The sequence below is a fragment of the Thioalkalivibrio sp. AKL8 genome (genome assembly GCF_000380525.1).
In the GTDB taxonomy this organism is placed as follows: domain Bacteria; phylum Pseudomonadota; class Gammaproteobacteria; order Ectothiorhodospirales; family Ectothiorhodospiraceae; genus Thioalkalivibrio; species Thioalkalivibrio versutus.
Map to the genome: position 1 here is coordinate 42,940 of NZ_AQYF01000006.1, position 19,538 is coordinate 62,477.

Sequence of the window (19,538 nt, forward strand, 5' to 3'; positions counted from 1 at the left end):
GGCTCAGACGACCTTGCGGTCACTGAACTCGGCGCGATAGAACCACTCGTTGCCCGGCAAGGAATTGGGGTTGGGAAACACGATGAAGCCCGGCTCCGGGGCACGCACCTCGGTGCCGTCGGCACGCGTACCGATCAGCTCGCCGGCCGCCAGCGGATCGAAGCTCTTCCACTCCCGCGCAAAGCGGTCATCCGGGTGGTCGCGGTCGATCACCTCGACCAGACGCAGCACCTCCGGACTGGCCTGGCCCGCGGTGGCCGGGGCCTCCAGCATGTCCAGATGCGCGAGGGTGTTGCGGATCGCGTTGTACGCCACCTCCGGCGCCTGCGGGTCGTCATGCTGGCCGCATTCCAGGGTCACGCCGTAGCCGCCCTGCGAGCGCATGTACTCGGTGGTGCCGATGCCGTAGCTCGGGTCGGTACTGAGCATCTGCGCGCGCTGGCTGGCGTTCGGGTTCTTCATCCGGCGCGCGACCCCGCGGGCGTAGGTATCCAGCCAGCCCTCGACCATGCGCTGCGGCCCCAGGCAGGCCGCCAGCGCCTGTTCCTCGGCCGCGTGCGTGAAGCCTTCCAGCTCGCCGTCGTTGTCGCGCGGGCCGAGCATGATGAACGGCTGCCCACCGGTGTGGAACGAGTGCAGATCCAGCAGCACATCATGCGCCGCCAGCAGCGGGCACAGCACGTTGGCGATGCGGTCCTCGAAGTCCTGCGGCTCGTCGGTCACGCGCAGATTGCGGTTCAGGTTGCGCTCGCCCATGCGGCTTTCCAGCTGATAGGCCAGCGGGTTGGTGCGCGGCACCAGCGTCAGTTGTCCGCGCAGCAAACGCCGCTGCCCCGACTCCAGCTCCGCGTGCAGGCGTTCGGTGGCCTGGGTGCCACAGGTCTCGTTGCCGTGCACCGCCCCCAGCACGATCAGACGCGGCCCCGGCTCCAGGCCGTGAAAGGTGATCGAACGCAAGGCAGTGGGACGGGACGGATCGGACATCGGGGCAGCTCCGGGCAAGAGACGGGCCTAAAGGCTACCGGAGCGGCCCAGGGGATGCCATGTGGGCATGCCTGACGACACTGACCCAGCGGGGCCCCTCAGGGTGTCGGCAGGCCGGCATGCTTCGTCATCCAGGCATCCAGCGCCTCGATCTCCAGCGGCCGGCTGTAGAGATACCCCTGACCCAGGGCACAGCCGCGCTCCTGCAGGAAGGCCGCCTGCTCCGCCGTCTCCACGCCTTCGGCGATCACCTGCATATTCAGGTTGCGGCCCATCGCGATGATGGTGGCGGCGATCTCGCGGTCGGCGCTCTCGCTGGCAACACCATCCACGAAACTGCGGTCGATCTTCAGGACATCCAGCGGATAGGTCCTCAAGGCCGCCAGCGAGGAATACCCGGTCCCGAAGTCGTCGATGGCCAGCTTCACCCCCAGCGCCTTCAGCGCCACCAACCGTGCAATCGCCTGATCGCCCTGCTGCATGATCGCGGTCTCGGTGATCTCCAGCTCCAGCTGGGCGGCCGGGAAGCCGGTCAGCGCCAGGATCTCCGCCACGCGATTGACGAAGTCGCTGCGCTGCAGCTGCACCGGGGACAGATTGACCGCCAGACCGAAATCTCCGGCGCCGCGGTCCAGCAATCGGCGCCCGGCGTCGCAGGCCTCGCGCAATACCCACTCGCCCAGCGCAACGATCAACCCGGTGTCCTCGGCGATCGGGATAAAGCGATCCGGCGGGATCATCTCCCCCTGTGCCGGCTGCCAGCGCAGCAGCGCCTCCATGCCGAAGGGTTGCCCGTCCTCCAGCCGCACCTGTGGCTGGAAATGCAGCCGCAACTCGCCGTTGTCGTCCTGCAGGGCCTGGCGCAGTCGGTTCTCCAGCTCCAGGCGCTCGTCGGCCGCGCGTGTCAGGGCCTGGGTATAGACACTCCAGGTCTGGCGCCCGGATGCCTTGGCCTGGTACATCGCCGCATCCGCGTGCTGGATCAGCGCGGTCACGGTGTCGCCATGATCCGGGTAGAGACTGATGCCGATGCTGCCATTCAGATAGACCGAACGCCCGTCCTCCAGCGTAAAGGGGCGCTCGAAGCTTGCCAGCAAACTGCGGGCGCAGCGCGCGATCTCGTCGTCGCTGTCCGGGTTCTCCGCCACAATCAGGAATTCATCGCCGCCCAGCCGACCCAGCACATGGGTTGGCCCCAGCACCCCGCGCAGACGCCGCGCGACCTCCACCAGCACCTGATCGCCCGCCGGGTGCCCCATGGAATCGTTCACGTTCTTGAACCGGTCCAGATCGAGATTCAGCACCGCAATCCGGTACCCATGCATGCGGGCACGCTCCAGCGCCTGCCCCAGCATCACCTGCAGCTGACTGCGATTGGGCAGATCGGTCAGGGCATCGTGTTGCGCCAGGTACTGCAGTTCATCCTCCGACCGGCGCAGCTCCGACATGTCGGTCAGTACGCCGGCGTAATGCAGGGCCTGGCCCTGCTCGTCATAGACGGTATTGAGGCTGAGCCACTGCGGGGCCACCTCGCCATTGCGCCGCCGGTTCCAGATCTCGCCCTGCCAGTGTCCCTCTCGCTGGAGCCCGCCCCACATGCGCTTGAAGAAATCGGCATCGTGTCGCCCGGACTGCAGGAAACTCGGGTTGCGACCCATCGCCTCGGCCTCGGAAAAACCGGTGATGTCGACGAAGGCCGGATTCACCGCGACGATCCGCGGGGTCAGGTCGGTGATGATGATGCCGTCCCGGGTACTCTCGAATACCGCCGCCATGCGCCGCAGGCCCAGCAAGGCCTGGCGCCGTTCCAGCGCCGCCCCCAGACTGGAGGCGACGATGCGCGCCAGGCTCTGGTCCGCCTCGGTCCAGCGCTGCGCGCGCCGCACCCGGTCGAGCGCGAGGAACCCGCGGTACTCGCCCTCCACGTACAGGGGTACCAGCAGCACAGCCTGGCTTTGCGAGGCCTCCAGGATCGCGCGTTCCTCATCCGGCAGCTCGCGGGTCAGCACATCGACCGCACCGCCGCCCTGCAGGATCTCGTGCCAGCGCGGCAGGACCGATTCCAGGCTCAGGTTGCGCAGCGGCGGCGGGCGAATCATCTCCTCGGTATCCGAACGCACCCAGTAGTAGCGGTGGATATCCAGGGCCTCGCGCACCGCGTGGTCCAGCTCGGCCACCAGCACATAAGCACGGTCGGCGCCAGCCTCCTGCCCCAGTTCGGCCAGCAGCCGGTGGATCACGCTGGCGGGGTTGTCCTCGCGCAACAGTTCCACGGTCAGCTCGGCGGCGGTCCGCAGCGCGCGCTCGCGCTCGCCGAGTGCCTGCGAGACGCGCAGCTTCTGCGCCGCCAGCCCCGCGATCTGGGTGAACTCGTCGATCAGCACCCGTTCGCCAGGGTAGGGTCCGCGTGACGCGCCGAGATAAATACCCAGGGTGCCCAGCACGCCACCGTCGGCATCCCGGAAGGGGAACGACCAGCAGGCGCCAAAGCCCGCCCCACGCACGAGATCGCAGAACCCGGCCCAGTTCGGGTGCGTCCCGCAGTCCTCGATGATCATCGGCTCGCCACTCCAGGCGGCCTCGCCGCAGGAGGCCATCCCCTGGGCAGCGCGGATCCGGCGGGTGGCACTGCGCAGCGGGTCCGGCAGCCGCGGAGCCGCCACGCCGTAGAGTTCCTGACTGTCGGCATCCAGCAGCATGATGCAGCCGTGCAGGTCAGGCGCCAGCGATTCCAGGCCCTTGACCACATCCTCCAGCAGGCGTGGATCGCGCTCCCCCGTGGCCAGGCGTGCCAGTACGTTCCCGCGCACCTCCTGAACGCGCTGGTCCAGCACCCGCCGGGTCACGTCCACCAGACTGCCGGACAGGCCCGTGGCCCGGCCCGCGGCATCCAGATTGACCTGGCCGCGCAGCTCCAGCCAGCACAGCGAGCCATCGGCCGCGCGCAGACGAATCTCGGCCCCCAGCCGGCCGTCGTCGGCCTCCGCGGCGCGCGTCAGCAGTCGCGCCGCCACACCGCGATCCTCCAGCGGCATGAACGACAGCATCTCCTCGCCGATCGACAATTCCACCGAATGGCCGGTGATGGCCGTCCAGGCCGGATTGAGGAAACGCCAGCAACCGGCGGCATCGGTCTCGAAGACGATATCGCCGGCGCGTTCGATCACCTCGCGGTAGCGCCTTTCGGACGCCGCCAGCGCCGCACGTTCCCGGCGCAGCCGCACGCGGGCATACACCTGGTCCAGCAGCATCGGCAGGGTCTTCAGATAGCCCTCGTGCTTGACCGTGTAATCCTCCACGCCCATACGCAGGGCACGCGCGGCGAGGTCCTCGGTGCCTTGCCCGGTCACCAGGATGGTCGGCAGGTCCAGTCCGCGGTCCTCGCGCACCAGGCGCGCCAGTTCGAGGCCGTCGATTCCGGGCAACCGGTAGTCCACCAACAACAAGTCAAAGTCCAGCTCCCCGGCGGCACTTTCCGGTAGCGCCGCCAGGGCCCCCTCGGCGGTGTGCACCGTCGCCAGCTGCACATGTGGGGCCGTGCGCGCCAGTTCGCGACAGGTCAGGCCGACATCGAATTCGCTGTGCTCGACATACAGCACCCGCAGCGGCTCACGCGCCTCGATCACCCGCAGCTCGCGCCGGGCGCAAGCATCCACCACCCGCCCCGGAAGGCGCTCCAGGTAGCCATCGGCCTTGGTCAGATAGTCATCGGCACCCGCGCGAAACGCCGCCACCACGGTTTCCTGTTCGCCGTGCCCGGTGAGCACCAGCACGGCCTCGCCGCGTCCCGCGGCGTGCAGCTCGCTGATCAAGTCGAGACCGCTGCCATCCGGCAGGCGCAGATCCACTACCACACAGTCGAAGCCATCCGCCCCGGTCAGCGCCGCGCGCGCCTCGGCCAGAGACCCCGCCGGGGACACGGCCGCGCCCGGAACCTGGCGTTCCAGGACGCGGCGCTGCAGATCGGCATCTGCCGAGTGATCTTCTACGAGCAGGATTCGCATGGGGTCTCGGGTTGCAAGGGGGCCGCGGCTTCAGACCGGCGGGTGGTTAAGCAGGCACCAGTAGAGCTCGACCTGCTCGGCGACCTGCACGAACTGGGCGAAATCCACCGGTTTGACAATGTAGGAGTTGGCGCCGCAGTCATAGGCAGTGGCGATGTCACGGTCCTCGCTGGAGGAGGTCAGCATCACCACCGGAATGCGCCGGAAGCGTTCGTGCGCACGGATACGCCGAAGCACCTCCAGTCCGTCCACCTTGGGCAGCTTGATATCCAGCAGGATCACCGCCGGCGGCGCGAGTTCGCCGCGCTCCCAGCGATCGAGAAACTCCAGCGCCTCCACCCCATCGCGCGCGGTCTCCAGCGGGTTGGAGAGGTTTCTCCGCTTGAAGGCGCGCTGCATCAGATCGATATCCACCGGGTTGTCCTCCACCACCAGGATGGAGGGCTGACGTCCGGCGTGGCTCATCGCGGGAACTCCACGTGGAAGGCGGCCCCCTCGCCCGGCGTGCCGTCGGCGCGGATCTCGCCGCGCAGCCGGTGGACTGCACGGCGCACCAGGGCCAGGCCGACGCCGGTCCCCGGATAGGCCTCGGCACGGTTCAGGCGCTGGAAGATATCGAAGATACGATCCCGAAACGCCATGTCAAAACCGATCCCGTTATCCCGCACCGTGATCCCGAGTGTAGCGCTGCGGGATTCGGCCTGCACCGTTACCTGCGGGGCCTCGCGCTCGGCACTGAACTTGAACGCGTTCTCCAGCAGGTTGCGCAGGATCAGGGCGACGCCATCCGGGTCGCTGACAAAGCAGAGATCGGGGTCGATCTCGATACTCACCTCGGCGCGCTCACGCAGTCCCGGATCCACCGACTCCAGCACCTCCTCCACCAGCGCGCGCACGCGGACGGTGCGCTCCTCCAGCGGCCGACGCTCCATGCGCGAGTAGGCCAGAAGATCCGAAATCAGTTCGTTCATCTGCGCCACGCCATTGCGGATATTGCTGAGGAAGACGCGACCCTCACCCTCCAGCTGCTCGCCGTAGTCCGCCTCCAGCAACTGGCTGTAGCCCTCGATTCCGCGCAGGGGTGCCTTCAGGTCGTGGGAGACGGCATAGGAAAACGATTCCAGTTCCTGGTTAAGCGCCTGCAGGGCCGCCGTGCGTTCCGCCACCCGCTGTTCGAGCGTGGCATTCAGATTGCGCAGTTCCAGTTCGTTGCGCTTGAGCTCGGTCACCTCCAGCACCGTGCCCTGTACGTAATGCAGGCCGTCGGCGCGCTCGATCGGCGCCTCCATGGTGAGACTGAACCAGGCCTCCTCGCGCGCCTCGGGCCGGGCCTTCAGGAGCAACCGCTGGGGCCCGGGCCGGCCGCCGGCGATCAGGGTCTCCATCGCCGCGGAGAAGCTCGCCCCGTCCGCGGACTCGAGGTCGAAGAAATTGCGGGCAAACGACTCCAGCGTCGGCTTGCCGTAGTGGGAATCACAGCCCAGCAGCGCATACAACCGATCGGACCACCACAACTCGCGGTTATCCAGCAGGTACTCCCAGCTGCCCAGGCCGGCGTGGCGCTCGGCCTGGCTCAGGCGATCCACCTGGCGTGCCAGGGCGGCCTCCGCCTGCTTGCGCGCCTCGATATTGCGCAGCGTCACCAGCAGCAGCTTCTCTCCGGCGATCTCGGTGACCTGCAGGTTGGCCTCCACCCAGAACCCGTGGCCGTCACGGTGCCGGGCGCGCCATTCGAACACCAGCTGTTCGCCACGCCGGGCGCGCTCCATCAGGGCCTTCTGGCGCTGAACGTCGAATCCGGTCTCGTCCGCGCTAAGATCGGCCACGTTGCAGGCCAGCAACTCGGCACGGCTGTAGCCGTACATCTTCTCGGCCGCAGCGTTGATCCCGATCAGGGCCTCGGTATCCAGGTCTTGCAGCAGGATCGCCTCCTGCACGTTGTCGAAGATCGCACGGAAGCGGGTCTCGGAATCACGCAGGTCCTGCTCGGCGCGCCGGCGTTCGGTCACGTCCACCAGCAGGCCATTGATACGGATCACCTGTCCGGACTCGTCACGGGTCAGCCAGGTCCGGTCTTCCAGCCAGACCCAGCCGCCCGGTCCGTCCCGCAGGCGATACAACTGGGTGTAACGGTCCGGGCCGCGCTCGATGTGCGCGGCGACCTCGGTCACGATGCGGTCGATATCATCGGGGTGGATCAGGTCGGCATAGTGCACCTCGCCGCGCAGCAGGGCATCGCGGGCGATGCCCCAGCGCTCGATATTCGGGGAGACAAAGGTGACCGGCCAGCCGGGGGTGGTAGCCCACTCGATGGCAACCACCGGGGAACGTTCAACAATCCCGGTAAGCCGGCGCGCCTCGCGCGAGGCGCGGTCACGGGCCTTGAGGGGAAAATACACCAGCAGGAACAGGAGGATGGCCGTAACCACCACGTAGCCCCAGCCCTTGAGGGTCTGCAACTGCCCCAGCAGCTCCAGATCGTCGACCATCAGCAGCAGGGCCCGGTCGGACAGGGCGATCCAGAGCAGCCCGACAACCAGATACAGCACGGCGACGAGTAACGCGGTGCGCCCCGCGCTGGGTCTCCAGCTTCCCTTGTTGTCTCCCGCCATGCCATTCCTCCGACCGCCATGGAGACGCGGCCGGCATTCCCTGCCCGCCAGCTGTCCTGTCTCGAGCATCGACCACCCGTGGCCCAAGCGCAACCCAGGTCTGGCGGGGCCGGATTGCGGGCTTCGGAGCGCGGTTCGAAAATGGTATTCTTCGCCGCTCCCGCAAGCGGACGCAGCGATGTTCAAGCAACTCGAAGGCGAGCCCCGTGGCGAGCGCCACCCGACCCCAGCGGTCCTGGATCGCCTGAAGCTCAATGCCGGCGGGCTGATCCCCGCCATTGCCCAGCAGCACGACACCGGCGAGGTCCTGATGCTGGCGTGGATGAACCGCGAGGCCCTGGACGAGACCCTGGCGACGGGACGCGTCTGCTACTACTCGCGCTCGCGCCAGGCGTTGTGGCGCAAGGGCGAGCAGTCCGGGCAGGTGCAGCAGCTGCATTCGCTGCACCTGGACTGCGACGGCGACACCCTGCTGCTGAAGGTCGACCAGACCGGCCCCGCCTGCCACACGGGGCGGCGCAGCTGCTTCTACCTGCAGGTCGGACAGGACACCGTCGTGGTGACCAGCGATCCCGAGATCGCCCCCGAGACGCTGTACGGCAAGGACACCGGGCAATGAGCGCGGCCCGGACCCTCAGACTGCACAACACCCTGGGCGGGCGCGACGAGCCGTTCGTGCCCCAGGACCCGGAGCGGGTGACGCTCTACGTCTGCGGCCCCACCGTGTACAACCGCGTGCACATCGGCAACGGCCGGCCGGTGGTCGTGTTCGACGTGCTGTTCCGCGTGTTGCGCGAGCTCTACGGCCCGGATCACGTGGTCTACGCCCGCAACATCACCGACGTCGACGACAAGATCAACAAGGCCGCCGCCGACAACGGCGAGCCCATCGCCGCGCTGACCGAACGCTTCACCCGGGCCTTCCACGAGGACATCGCCGAACTCGGCACGCTCAAGCCGACCCTCGAGCCGCGCGCGACCGAACACATCCAGCCGATGATCGAGCTGATCGAACGCCTGATCGAACGCGGCCATGCCTACGTGGCCGACGACCACGTGCTGTTCGACGTGACCTCCTACCCGGACTACGGCGCCCTGTCCGGGCGCTCGCTGGCGGACATGCAGGCCGGCGCCCGGGTCGAGGTCGCCGACTACAAGCGCCACCCCGGCGACTTCGTGCTGTGGAAGCCGGCCGCGGCGGGCGAGCCCGGCTGGGAGAGCCCCTGGGGCACGGGCCGCCCCGGCTGGCACCTGGAGTGCACAGCGATGATCCGCAGCCACCTGGGCCCGATGATCGACATCCACGGCGGCGGCCACGACCTGGTCTTCCCGCACCACGAAAACGAGATCGCCCAGGGCTGCGCGGCCGAAGGCTGCCACGAGCACGGTACCCACTACGCCCGTTACTGGGTACACAACGGGCACCTGACCATCGACGGCGAGAAGATGTCCAAGTCGCTGGGCAATTTTCAGCTGCTGCACGACCTGCTGCAGCACTACCCCGGCGAGGTCCTGCGCCTGGCGCTGCTGTCACGCCACTACCGCGCCCCGCTGAACTTCTCGGAAGAGACCCTGACCCAGTCGCGCAACAGCCTGAATGGCCTGTACCGCGTACTGCGCGACGTGGCCGATATCAAGGCCGACGACATTGCTGCCTCCGACACGGCAGTGTTCACGGCGTTGCTGGACGACCTGAACACCCCCGCCGCGATCACCGCGCTGCACCGCATGACCGACGCCCTGGCAACAGCATCCGACGATGCCGAACGGGCCCGCCGCAAGGGTGAACTGCTGGCGGGCGCCGCCCTGCTGGGTCTGCTGCAACAGGACCCAGCCGCGTGGTTTCAGGGCGACGCCGGGGACGATGACCTGGCCGCCTGGGTGGAGGAGCGCATCGCCGCACGCAAGGCCGCGCGCCAGGACCGCGACTTCGCCAAGGCGGATGCCATCCGCGACGAACTCGTGGCGCGCGGCATCGAGCTGGAAGACACGCCGGATGGCACGCGCTGGCAGCGAGCCACCTGAAGCCGATGCATCTGCGCCCCTGGCTCATGCGATTGACGCTGGTTCTGGGCCTGCTCCTGCCGGCCGGCGCGCTCGCCCACCCGCATGCGTGGATCGACCTGCGCATGGGGCTGGTCTTCGACGATGCCGGCAACCTGGCGAGCATGGAGCAATCCTGGCGCATCGACCCGACCTACAGCCACATGCTGCTGGAAGACCTGACCCGGGACCTCGACGGTGCCACCGGCATCGATGCGGCGCTGGAACACGCCGCCGAACGCATGCTCGGAAACCTGGCTGCCTATGACTACTTCACCGAACTGAACCTGGGCGACGAGCGCCTGGACGTGCCGCAGGCTCGCAACGCGCGTCTGACCCTGGAGGACCGGCGCCTGCACCTGCGTTTCGAGCTGCCGCTGGACGAACACGACATCACCGCCGGTGACGCCTTCACCTACCGCGTCTTCGATCCGGAATACTGGATCGAGATCCGGCACGACCCGGACGACATCGTCTTCGTGGAGAATCGGCCCGGTTGCGAGGTCGCCGTCACCGAGCCCCGACCGGACCCGCAGCTGATCCGCTACGCCGCCACCCTGGAACGTTCGGACCGCAGCCCGGTCAACGACCTGGGCCGTCACTTCGCGGAAACCGCCACGCTGGAATGCGACTGAGCCCGGTGCTGCCGCGCGATCGGACGCCACGCACACCACACCGCAGACTGAGTGTTATACAGTAACGCCATGCGCACCGACCAAGACCTGTTCCGCCGCCCTTCCCTCAACCTGCTACTTCTGTTGCTGGCCCTGCTGTTTGGCGGCTCCGGACTCGTGCAGGCCGAGACCGGCCACCCGCTGGGCGCCCCCACCGGGGCGCCCGCCAGCGGCAATCAGGCGCCAACCCCACTGGTTGAGCCCCCGGGCCACCTGGAACGCCTGACCGGCTGGATGCTGCAGACCCAGCGGCAGTTGCACCGCAGCCTGACCGAGGGCCTGCACGCCCTGCGCGACGGTCCTACCGCACAAACCGCCGGGGCGCTCATCCTGGTCAGCCTGCTCTACGGGATCTTCCACGCCGCCGGCCCCGGCCACGGCAAGGCGGTGATCAGCGCCTACCTGCTGACCCAGCCGCAGAACCTGCGGCGCGGGATCCTGCTATCCACCGCCTCCGCGCTGGCGCAGGGCGTCACCGCCATCGCCCTGGTCGGTGTGTTGATCGGCCTGTTCGGCTGGCTGGCGCGCGACACCCTGGGTCAGGTACGCACCCTGGAGATCGCCAGCTTCGCCCTGGTCGCGCTGCTCGGGCTGTGGCTGATGGTTCGTGCCCTGCGCCATGCCTGGCGGCTGCATCGCGCCCACCGCGCTCAAGCCCACGATCACGATCATGCGCACGAACACGACGCGCACTGCGGCTGCGGCACCCCGCACCACGTGGATCCCAACCAGCGTGGTACCTGGTGGGGCACGGTGCTGGCCGTCGGCATTCGACCCTGTTCCGGCGCGGTGCTGATCATGGCGGTCTCCACCGCCCTGGGCCTGGCCTGGGCTGGCGTGGCCGCCGTGCTGGCGATGTCACTGGGCACGGCGGCGACGGTCTCGGTGCTGGCGACCCTCGCCGTCTCCGCGCGTGACTGGACCCGTCGCTGGCTGGGCCCGACGCGCATGGGCCGGCTCACCTACATTGGGCCGTCCCTGGGCCTGGCCGGAGGCGGCGTAATCGCCCTGATCGGTCTCAGCCTGGTCCTCGGCGCCATCGCCTACCAGCCCGTTGCCCACCCGCTGGGGATTCGCTAGGTTTAATCCCTCGACAGGTTGTCCACGGGGCCCCGCTTGCCCCGGATGGACACCTCCTCTAACGTCCGGGTCATCGGACCCTAGCGCGCGAGGCCCTCATGTCGTCGACCACCATCACCCCGGAACAGGCCCCCACCCTGCCGGCGCTATTCCGCACTCGGGTCTCCATGAGTCGGGATGCCCCGGCCTATCGCCACTTCAGCGCCGACGACCAGACCTGGAAGCAGACCACCTGGGGCGAAATGGCCGCGATGGTGGATCGCTGGCAGGCTGCGCTGGCGCGCGAAGGTTTCAAGCCCGGGGAACGCGTTGCGCTGATGCTCGGCAACTCGCGCGAGTGGGTCGCCCTCGACCAGGCCGCCAGCGAACTGGGGCTGATTACCGTGCCGCTGTACACCGACGACCGCCCCGACAACGTCGCCTACATCATTGGCCAGACTCAGGCCCGCCTGCTCTTGCTGGGCGAGAGCATGCACAACCGCCGCCTGTCCGAACACTTCGAAAACATGCCCTCGCTCAAGCGCATCGTCTGCCTGGGCCACACCGAAGGCGAGCCCGATGACTCGCGGGTGATGGACCTCGACCGCTGGCTGGAGCGCGGCGACCCCGACCACGTGCATCGCCCGGACCTGGACCCCCTGGGCCTGGCGACCATCGTGTTCACCTCCGGCACCACGGGGCGACCCAAAGGCGTGATGCTGTCGCATCGCAATATTCTCGACAACGCCCAGGCCTCTTCCACCGCCGGACCGCTGTCGGATACCGACCGCTTCCTCTCCTTCCTGCCCTTGTCCCACATGCTGGAACGCACCGGCGGCTATTACATGCCCATGCTGATCGGCGCCGAGGTCGCCTTCGCGCGCTCTATCCAGGGTCTGGGCGAGGATCTGATGTCCGTGCAGCCCACTGTGCTGATCTCGGTCCCGCGCATCTACGAACGTGTGCATGGCCGCATCCAGGCCGGCCTGAAGGAGAAATCCGCGATCGGCCGTGGCCTGTTCAAGGCCACGGTGGCCATTGGCTGGCGCCGCTTCGAATACCGGCAGGGCCGTGCATCCTGGTCCCCGGGCTTGTTGCTGTGGCCCCTGCTGGAGCGAATCGTGGCACAAAAGGTGCTGAATCGCCTGGGCGGCAAGCTGCGCTTCGCCGTATGCGGCGGCGCGCCGCTGCCGCCACCGATTGCCCGCTTCTTCATCGGCCTCGGCCTCCCGGTACTGCATGGCTACGGCATGACCGAATCCAGCCCGGTGGTCAGCGTCAACACCCCGGACGACAACCTGCCCGCCTCCATCGGCAAGCCCCTTCCGGGGGTCGAAGTAAAGATCGGCGAAATGGACGAGCTGCTTACCCGTTCCAGCAGCGTCATGCTTGGCTACTGGAAGAACGAAGAGGCCACCGCCTCCACGATCGACCAGGATCACTGGCTGCACAGCGGGGATCAGGCACGAATCGACGACGATGGCCGCATCTTCATCACCGGACGCCTGAAGGACATCCTCGTACTGACCAATGGCGAGAAGGTCCCACCGGCGGACATGGAGATGGCCATCGCCCTGGATGCCCTGTTCGATCAGGTCATGGTGGTCGGCGACGGCCACTCCTTCCTGAGCGCCCTGGTGGTCCCCGAACCCGAGGCCTGGGCGACCTTCGCCGAGGACCACGACCTCGACCCCATTGCCGCCGGACGCCTGTCGCGTGCTACCGAGCGCGCCCTGCTCCAGCGCATGCAGTACCAGCTACGCGACTTTCCCGGCTACGCCAGGATCCGCCACGTCCACGTGGTGCACGAACCCTGGTCAGTGGACAACGGCATGCTGACCCCGACCATGAAGCTCAAGCGCCCGGTCATTACCAAGCACTACGCCAAAGCCATCGAGGCCATGTACGCCGGCCACGACTGATCTTTTTCTGTCGGTCGCCACGAAGCGCACGAAGGCACCCAAAAACGAAAAAGGCCCCGCAGCGCAATGCCGCGGGGCCTTGAGGGGCGCGCCAGGCGCGCTGCCGGCTCAGATGAACAGGCAGATATCGGACTCGCCGGCGAACTCGAAGAACGCGGCGGCCCCGGCGTATTCCACGCCGTCGATGAATTCGCTGGTGTCCATGTCGAACAGGTCCACCGTCATCTGGCAGGCAATCATGCGTACCTCGGCCTCCAGGCACAGCTCGCGCAGGTCGCCCAGATCGGAGACGCCCTTCGCCGCCATCTTTTTCTTCATCATCACGGTCATCATCTTCTGCATGCCCGGCAGGGCCTGCAGAAGCACCGGCATCGGCATCGGCATCGGCATGCCCGGATTGCCCAGCGAGGTCACCTGCAGATCCAGTTTCTTGCGCAGCAGTTGCAGGCCATAGAAGGTAAAGAACACCTCGCAGTCGTAGCCCAGAGCGGCCGCCGTGGAGGCGAGGATGAAGGGCGGATAACCCCAGTCCAGGCTACCCTTCGTGGCAATGATGGCCATCTTCTTTTGATCACTCATTTCTACTTTCTCCTCCAGTGGTAACAGGAATCGGATCCGCCACAGCCCCCTGCGCACGATCCGTCCCCAGTTGGTTAAAGCCCGTGGGTGTCGGGGCGGGAGAGCCTACTGCTCCGACGCCTGACGCCCCCTGCGCCAGTCTCGGATCAGTGCACACCCGGCACAAACCCCCAGCGCTGCCATGCTGGCCCATACCGAGATGGGCACCAGGATCATGGCCAGCGCGAACATAAGCCACGCCAGTATGGTCATCGTTCTCCTCCTGCACAACATTAGCGGCCGGTAATCGCACCCGCTGGTCGTGCTGCTTGCTGCGAGCCGGCGCAGGAGGAGGCATCATGCCTGCACCTACCCCTAGCGCCTCTCCGGCGCCTCCGGCTCGGCGTAATCGCGGGGCGCATCCGTGCCCGGCGTCGGGTCAGGGACCGGGGCTTCCGGCTCCTTCGGGTTGTAGACATCGCTGGCCGAGGCCCGCCCGCCCTGGCGCGAGACCGGGCTGGCATCCACAAACTGGTTGTTCAGGCGCTGGATGTAGGCCTCGGCGCGGTCGCGCAGCTGATGCAGGCGGCCGATCATCCGCCGTCCCAGACCCAGCGGTGCTCGTCCCATCATCGGGCGCCAGGGACGCGTGTTCTTCTCGAAGGCCGCGCGCCAGTTACCGGCTGGGGTCTCGGTCGGCAGCGTCCGCGCGATGCGGCGCGCCAGCCAGCGGCGATTGAAGAAGTGAATCCCGCCGAGCACGATGGCCAGCACCACGATGCCAAAGACCGTCAGCAACGGGCGCTCGCCCATGGACTGCCAGACGCTGCCATCGGTCCACGGGGCCACACCACCAGTCCACTGGTAGCCAATCAGGCCCAAGATCACCGCGACCACCGCGAACATCCCGGCGTCGAACTGCATGACACGGCGGCGCCAGCGTGCGAGCGCACGTTGCAGCGCCGGCATGACGTCCATCTCGATGGATTCGGCGATCGCCTGCAGCGAGCCAAGGATCCGGTAGGAACGCGAGGAACTGATCTCCTGGATCTTGGCGTGGATCTCCTGACGGTCGCGCCGGGATTTTTCCTCGTAGCGCTCGCGCACCTGAGGATCGCCGATCTCGACCGCCGCACTCTCGTTGTACAGGCAATAGAAGCGCCCGGTGGCATTGCCCTGACGCACCACGGCGCGCTGCCAGGCGGAAACAACCTCTTCCAGGTTGTCCTCGCGCCAGGTGGTGTCGATCTGGTTAAGGATAAACACCAGTTTGGTGAAATCATTGCGTTCGGCGACGCGATTGACCAGGTGCTCCAGGGTGTCGCGCATCGCGCCCGGTTCCGGGTGGCGGGCATCGAAGAACACCAGTACCAGGTCGGACAGATCGATGATGTGGTCGGTCAGCTGCAGGATTGTCGCGCGCTGCTCGTCGGCATCGAACCCGGGAGAGTCGATGATGATGCGCCCGCGCAGATGCTCCGCGCGCGCGGTCTTCATCGCGAGGAAATGATCCACCGTACGCCCGCCACCGTCGGTGATGCGCTCGATCTCGTCGGATACGCGATAGAACGGGAAACGCGGATCGCCGTCCAGCGCGAGCCCCGGCAACTCCTGCACGTGCTCGCTTCCGCCGTAGCTGATCACGGTGAACTTGTCGTCTACCGCCTGCGAACCGCTGCGCTGCACGATGGTGCCCACGTATTCGTTGATGAAGGTGGACTTGCCGGCCGAGAACGTCCCCAGCATGGCGATCATCGGCCACCAGGAGATGGTGAAGGCGTAGGAGTCTTCGGTGGGATCCAGCAGACCGGCCGCATAGCCGACCCGGTCCAGATCACGGAAGGGGTCGACCACCCCCTTCAGGACCGGATTCTCTTCGGCAAGGCGGTCGCTGAGCAGCTTGAGCTGCTTGCGTACCCGAGGGCCAGGACGATTGAACATGCGGACTCCGTCAGTCGAAACGCGTGATCAGCGCGGGTAATACGGCCCCGGCGAACCCCGGACCGGACCGCTCTGATCGGTGAATGGGTTGAACATGTTCATCATACCCATGGGCGCCCCCACATTGCGATTCAGACTCCACATGTCCTGTTGCATGCCCGTGATCGCGCCCGCCATCACGCTGGTATCGCGCGTCATCGAGCCGATATTGGCATCCATCGAGCGCGTATTGCCCGCGATCACCGCCACTTCCTCGTTCATTACCCGCATGGTGTTGTTGATGTCCGTCATCTGGTGGTCCATCGAGGCCATGTGCCCGGCGATGGTGGACATGTCGCGATCGACCACCTGGGTCATCTGGGCGATCTCCTGGGTCAGCTGGCTGACATCCCGCGTCAGGCTGGTGATCAGCCAGAACCCGTAGATGGCCAGGACCACGAAGGCCAGCAAGGCGGCGTACACAATCAGCTCCACACGCCGGGAGCGGGCATCCGCCTTGTCCGCCTCGTCGCGGACCCTGTTGAAATCACTGTTGCTCTCGTCGCTCATTGAACGCCCTTGGTCGATGCATGGAAACGGGTTCGCTACCCCCGTCAGAAGGCGCCGACGGCGGCGCGGTCAATGATTTCCTCCAGTGATTCCTTCACAAAAATGGCCTGCTCGCGCAGATCCTCGGGCAGCGGCCGCCCTCCGTGGATCATCGGCTCCAGATCCAGCGTCATCAGCCACAGATTGCCCTCGGCATCTTCCTGCAGCACGATCCGGCACGGCAGATACGCAGCCATCGCCGGGCTGTGGCGAACCATCTGCGCGGCAATCGCCACATCACAGAACATATAGATCTTCAGGAACGGAAAGTCCTCCCCGGTAACGCTGCGTACCTCCTCCCCCATCGGCAATTCGCCGACGTTGCGGAGATTCAGCTCGTTGGCCACCAGCCGCAGAATATCCTCGACCTCGTCGACCGCCAGGCCCGCGTCCACCTTGCGCTTGTAGACCATGGCCTCCGCGGCGTCGCCGGTCTCCAGCACCGTGCGGGCCATCTGCGAATAGACCTTGGGCGCTTGAGAATCCAGCGAGCGGACCTGACCGAGGTAGGGCTCGAAAGCAAAAATGGCATACCCCACCCCAATCAGTGCCAGCAATCCGATCACGACCAACGCATTGCGTATGAAGCGCATGAAGCTCTCCTGCTCGGTGCCCGCCGTCCGGTGATCACCGGACGCGACACATTATTGTTTCTTGCGGCGGTTGCGCCCGAACAGGGCTACAGCCAGGGCATCCAGCTCGGCGGCGGCCTTGCCGCGGGGCTCCAGTTCGCGCACCGAGAGCCCTTCGCTGAAGGAACGGCGAAAGGCCATGCGCTGCTTCAGCCGCGGCTTCAGCAAGCGGACCCCCTCGATCTGCTGCAGCGCCTCGTGCGTCTCGTCGGTCTCGCGCACGGCCTGGTGCGTATCGGCACGATTGATGAATGCCAGAATCTCGGGACGATCACGCGACCCCCGTTGCTCCTGAATGCGCTGAACGAAGCGATAAGTCGACCAGACGTCCGCCTGGCTGGGCGGCACCGGGATCAGCACACGGTCGGCACCCTCCACCGCAGTCATCAGGGAGGCCATGTCCGACGCACCGACATCGATCAGCACCTCGTCGTAATCGCCCGCGCGGGCGCGGACGGCATCGAGATCACTGACCCCGTCCAGCGCGGGTTCGTAGCCTTCCTCGTGGCGCACCTCCAGCACATCGCTGAGGGTTCGCTGCGGATCCAGATCCACGGTCAGGGCGCGACGACGCCCCTCCAGCAACCACAGGGCCAGGTTAAAGGCCACGGTACTCTTGCCGGTACCACCTTTCAGATTGGCGACGACGGTCTGCATGGCGTCTCCTTCGAGCATTGCGGATTGGCGGCTACGCGCAACCCACCAATCCGCACGGCTCCGAAAAAAAGGGGCCTGCCCGACACCGGGCAGGCCCGAACAGCGACGGGCTTAGTTGCCCTGGCCCTGCTGCGGCATCTGACCCTGCGGGCCATAGCCCTGAGGACCGTAGCCCGGACCGTAGCCGTAGCCCGGGCCGTAGCCATAACCCGGATGGCCGTAACCCTGACCATAACCCCGGCCGTAGCCATCCCCATAGCCATGACCGTAGCCGTGGCCGCGGCCACGACCGCTGGCGGAGAAGTCAAAGTTACCGTCACCCATCATGTCACCCATCATGTCGCCCATGCCGTAATTACGACCGGAGCCGTAACCGGGGCCACCGAAGAACGGCATGCTCGGGCCATAGCCGTAGCCCGGGCCATAGGCGCCGGGGCCATACCCGTAGCCGGGGCCGCCCCACTGGGCGGAGGCCATCATCGGGGCGGCCAGGCCACCCAGGGAAACGGCGAGAACTGCTGCTTTGACCAACTTGTTCATGGTGCTACCTCCTGAAGGAGTCATGCCCTCAATTTGAATGCGTGTACGCGGGGAGGGCTTCCCGAATGCACGCCTTACTGGTCAGGGGAACGGGAAACCGCCCATCCCCCAGGGGAAGACCGAAGACGGCCCGCCCATGCCCGGGTAACCGGACTGCCCCGGATACCCGTATGGATAGCCCCCCGGCATCCCGCCAGGGGTGTGGAACGACGGAGCACCCGGTGTGCCGTACGGGTGTTGCGGCCCGTAGCCGCGGTACGCCGGAGCGTGCTGCGGCGGGCCTGGCGCATCCCGCGATTCGCCCCGCCGTGACGGGTCGTAATCGCGGTCCGGAAAACGCCCGCGCGGGCGTTCCGGGGCCGACCGCTGCACCTCCGGCGTACCGGAGGCCCAGGGGTTGTGGCGATCACTCGCCGCCAGGTCGGCGGCCGGCAACAGAAACCCCGTGGCCAGCAATACCCCGAGTATCGGGGCGTTTCTGACCCGCCTGCGTTTCGGTTGACCGGACTGCCTGCCCTGCATGGCGAACTGCCTCCGTCTGGCTTCCACTCCGACGGGCACCAGCGCCCGTCGGCATGCGATCCCCGATCCGAAGATCAGTACTCGCCTTCTTCCTGCATGGATTCACGACGCTCCTGCATCATCTCCATGCGGCGCTCACGCTGGCGCTCCATCTCTTCCTCGTACGCCGCACGTCCGGCTTCCATCGCCTTTTGACGCGCTTCGCGCATGGCTTCCATCTCTTCCATGCGCTCCTGGCGCTCGGCGTGCTGGGCCTGGATGCGCTCACGCATCTCTTCTGGCATGTCTTCCGGCAGGTTGTCCGGATCGAACTGCTGCATCTGGCCGTAGCCCTGACGCTGCTGCATGCCATAGCCCGGCTGCATCATGCCCGGATGGCCGAAGCCGCCCTGCTGCGGACCGGGGCCGTAACCGGGGCCATACCCCGGGCCGTATCCCGGACCATAGCCCTGATGGCCGCGACCATAGCCCTGGCCGTACCCATCACCGTGACCGCGCCCGTAGCCATGACCCTGACTGCGCCCGGACATGCCGAAGCTGAAGTCACCGGAGCCTTCACGCTGCTGCATCATCCCGCCACCGGGGTGTGCGCCCATGCCGGAGCCGTACGGGGCATGCCCGTAGGGGCCGGGCACCGGGCCCTGCTGGCCCATCGCCGGACCCTGGCCGTAGCCCTGACCCTGGCCCTGTTCCTGGGCCTGGGCGACGCCCAGGGCCAGCACGGATGCCACGGCGGCACTGGCCAGCGTGGTACCAATCATTCGGGAATTGAAACGCTTCTTCATTGCGAACCTCCTCGAGG

Annotated in this window: 17 protein-coding genes; 5 read left to right on the top strand and 12 right to left on the bottom strand. The window is 66.9% G+C overall.

What is annotated here, in order from left to right; translation table 11 throughout:
* Window positions 1–3 precede the first annotated feature (3 nt).
* From G335_RS0104385 to G335_RS0104400, 4 genes are all read right to left on the bottom strand, one after another.
* Window positions 4–984, bottom strand: coding sequence for a M14 family metallopeptidase (locus G335_RS0104385; protein WP_018176007.1), 981 nt, complete (start codon window positions 982–984; stop codon window positions 4–6).
* A 98-nt stretch (window positions 985–1,082) separates the two neighbouring features.
* Window positions 1,083–4,988, bottom strand: coding sequence for an EAL domain-containing protein (locus G335_RS0104390; RefSeq protein ID WP_018176008.1), 3,906 nt, complete (start codon window positions 4,986–4,988; stop codon window positions 1,083–1,085).
* Between the two features lie 30 nt (window positions 4,989–5,018).
* The gene (locus G335_RS0104395; protein ID WP_018176009.1) at window positions 5,019–5,453 is read right to left on the bottom strand and encodes a response regulator; all 435 of its coding nucleotides are present in this window, start codon (window positions 5,451–5,453) and stop codon (window positions 5,019–5,021) included.
* Window positions 5,450–7,537: a PAS domain S-box protein gene (locus tag G335_RS0104400; protein ID WP_018176010.1), complete on the bottom strand. Its 2,088-nt coding sequence runs from the start codon at window positions 7,535–7,537 to the stop codon at window positions 5,450–5,452. The genes G335_RS0104395 and G335_RS0104400 overlap by 4 nt, the downstream gene beginning before the upstream one ends.
* A 241-nt stretch (window positions 7,538–7,778) precedes the next feature.
* Between G335_RS0104400 and hisI the strand changes: the two genes are divergently transcribed.
* The 5 genes from hisI (at window position 7,779) to G335_RS0104425 (ending at window position 13,298) form a co-directional block, all read left to right on the top strand.
* Entirely contained in the window at window positions 7,779–8,219 is a 441-nt protein-coding gene (gene hisI / locus G335_RS0104405) for a phosphoribosyl-AMP cyclohydrolase (RefSeq protein ID WP_018176011.1), read from the top strand.
* A complete protein-coding gene (gene cysS / locus G335_RS0104410) occupies window positions 8,216–9,625 on the top strand; it encodes a cysteine--tRNA ligase (protein WP_018176012.1) in 1,410 nt (469 codons plus the stop codon). The genes hisI and cysS overlap by 4 nt, the downstream gene beginning before the upstream one ends.
* Before the next feature lie 5 nt (window positions 9,626–9,630).
* The gene (locus G335_RS0104415) at window positions 9,631–10,278 is read left to right on the top strand and encodes a DUF1007 family protein (protein WP_018176013.1); all 648 of its coding nucleotides are present in this window, start codon (window positions 9,631–9,633) and stop codon (window positions 10,276–10,278) included.
* 69 nt (window positions 10,279–10,347) lie between these two features.
* Window positions 10,348–11,397 carry a nickel/cobalt transporter gene (locus G335_RS0104420; RefSeq protein WP_018176014.1) on the top strand — a complete coding sequence of 350 codons (1,050 nt, stop codon included), beginning with the start codon at window positions 10,348–10,350 and terminating at the stop codon, window positions 11,395–11,397.
* A 98-nt stretch (window positions 11,398–11,495) separates the two neighbouring features.
* Window positions 11,496–13,298 (top strand): long-chain fatty acid--CoA ligase, encoded by a 1,803-nt coding sequence (locus G335_RS0104425; RefSeq protein ID WP_018176015.1) that lies wholly within the window; start codon window positions 11,496–11,498, stop codon window positions 13,296–13,298.
* A gap of 108 nt (window positions 13,299–13,406) precedes the next feature.
* Here the strand turns inward: G335_RS0104425 and dsrE2 are convergent, their stop codons facing one another.
* The 8 genes from dsrE2 to G335_RS0104465 form a co-directional block, all read right to left on the bottom strand.
* Window positions 13,407–13,877, bottom strand: a complete 471-nt coding sequence (gene dsrE2, locus G335_RS0104430) for a sulfur carrier protein DsrE2 (RefSeq protein WP_018144415.1) — start codon at window positions 13,875–13,877, stop codon at window positions 13,407–13,409.
* A gap of 105 nt (window positions 13,878–13,982) precedes the next feature.
* A complete protein-coding gene (locus G335_RS14245) occupies window positions 13,983–14,129 on the bottom strand; it encodes a hypothetical protein (protein WP_018144416.1) in 147 nt (48 codons plus the stop codon).
* A gap of 102 nt (window positions 14,130–14,231) precedes the next feature.
* Window positions 14,232–15,797: a dynamin family protein gene (locus tag G335_RS0104440; RefSeq protein ID WP_018176016.1), complete on the bottom strand. Its 1,566-nt coding sequence runs from the start codon at window positions 15,795–15,797 to the stop codon at window positions 14,232–14,234.
* 27 nt (window positions 15,798–15,824) lie between these two features.
* Entirely contained in the window at window positions 15,825–16,346 is a 522-nt protein-coding gene (locus tag G335_RS0104445) for a hypothetical protein (RefSeq protein ID WP_018144418.1), read from the bottom strand.
* Between the two features lie 44 nt (window positions 16,347–16,390).
* Complete coding sequence (locus G335_RS0104450) at window positions 16,391–16,978, bottom strand: DUF302 domain-containing protein (protein ID WP_018176017.1); 588 nt, start codon at window positions 16,976–16,978, stop codon at window positions 16,391–16,393.
* 51 nt (window positions 16,979–17,029) lie between these two features.
* A complete protein-coding gene (locus G335_RS0104455; RefSeq protein ID WP_018176018.1) occupies window positions 17,030–17,674 on the bottom strand; it encodes an AAA family ATPase in 645 nt (214 codons plus the stop codon).
* 111 nt (window positions 17,675–17,785) lie between these two features.
* Window positions 17,786–18,214: a sulfur globule family protein gene (locus tag G335_RS0104460; protein WP_018176019.1), complete on the bottom strand. Its 429-nt coding sequence runs from the start codon at window positions 18,212–18,214 to the stop codon at window positions 17,786–17,788.
* Window positions 18,215–18,810: 596 nt separating this feature from the next.
* On the bottom strand, window positions 18,811–19,521 hold the full coding sequence (locus tag G335_RS0104465) for a sulfur globule family protein (protein ID WP_018176020.1): 711 nt from the start codon (window positions 19,519–19,521) through the stop codon (window positions 18,811–18,813).
* Window positions 19,522–19,538 lie beyond the last annotated feature (17 nt).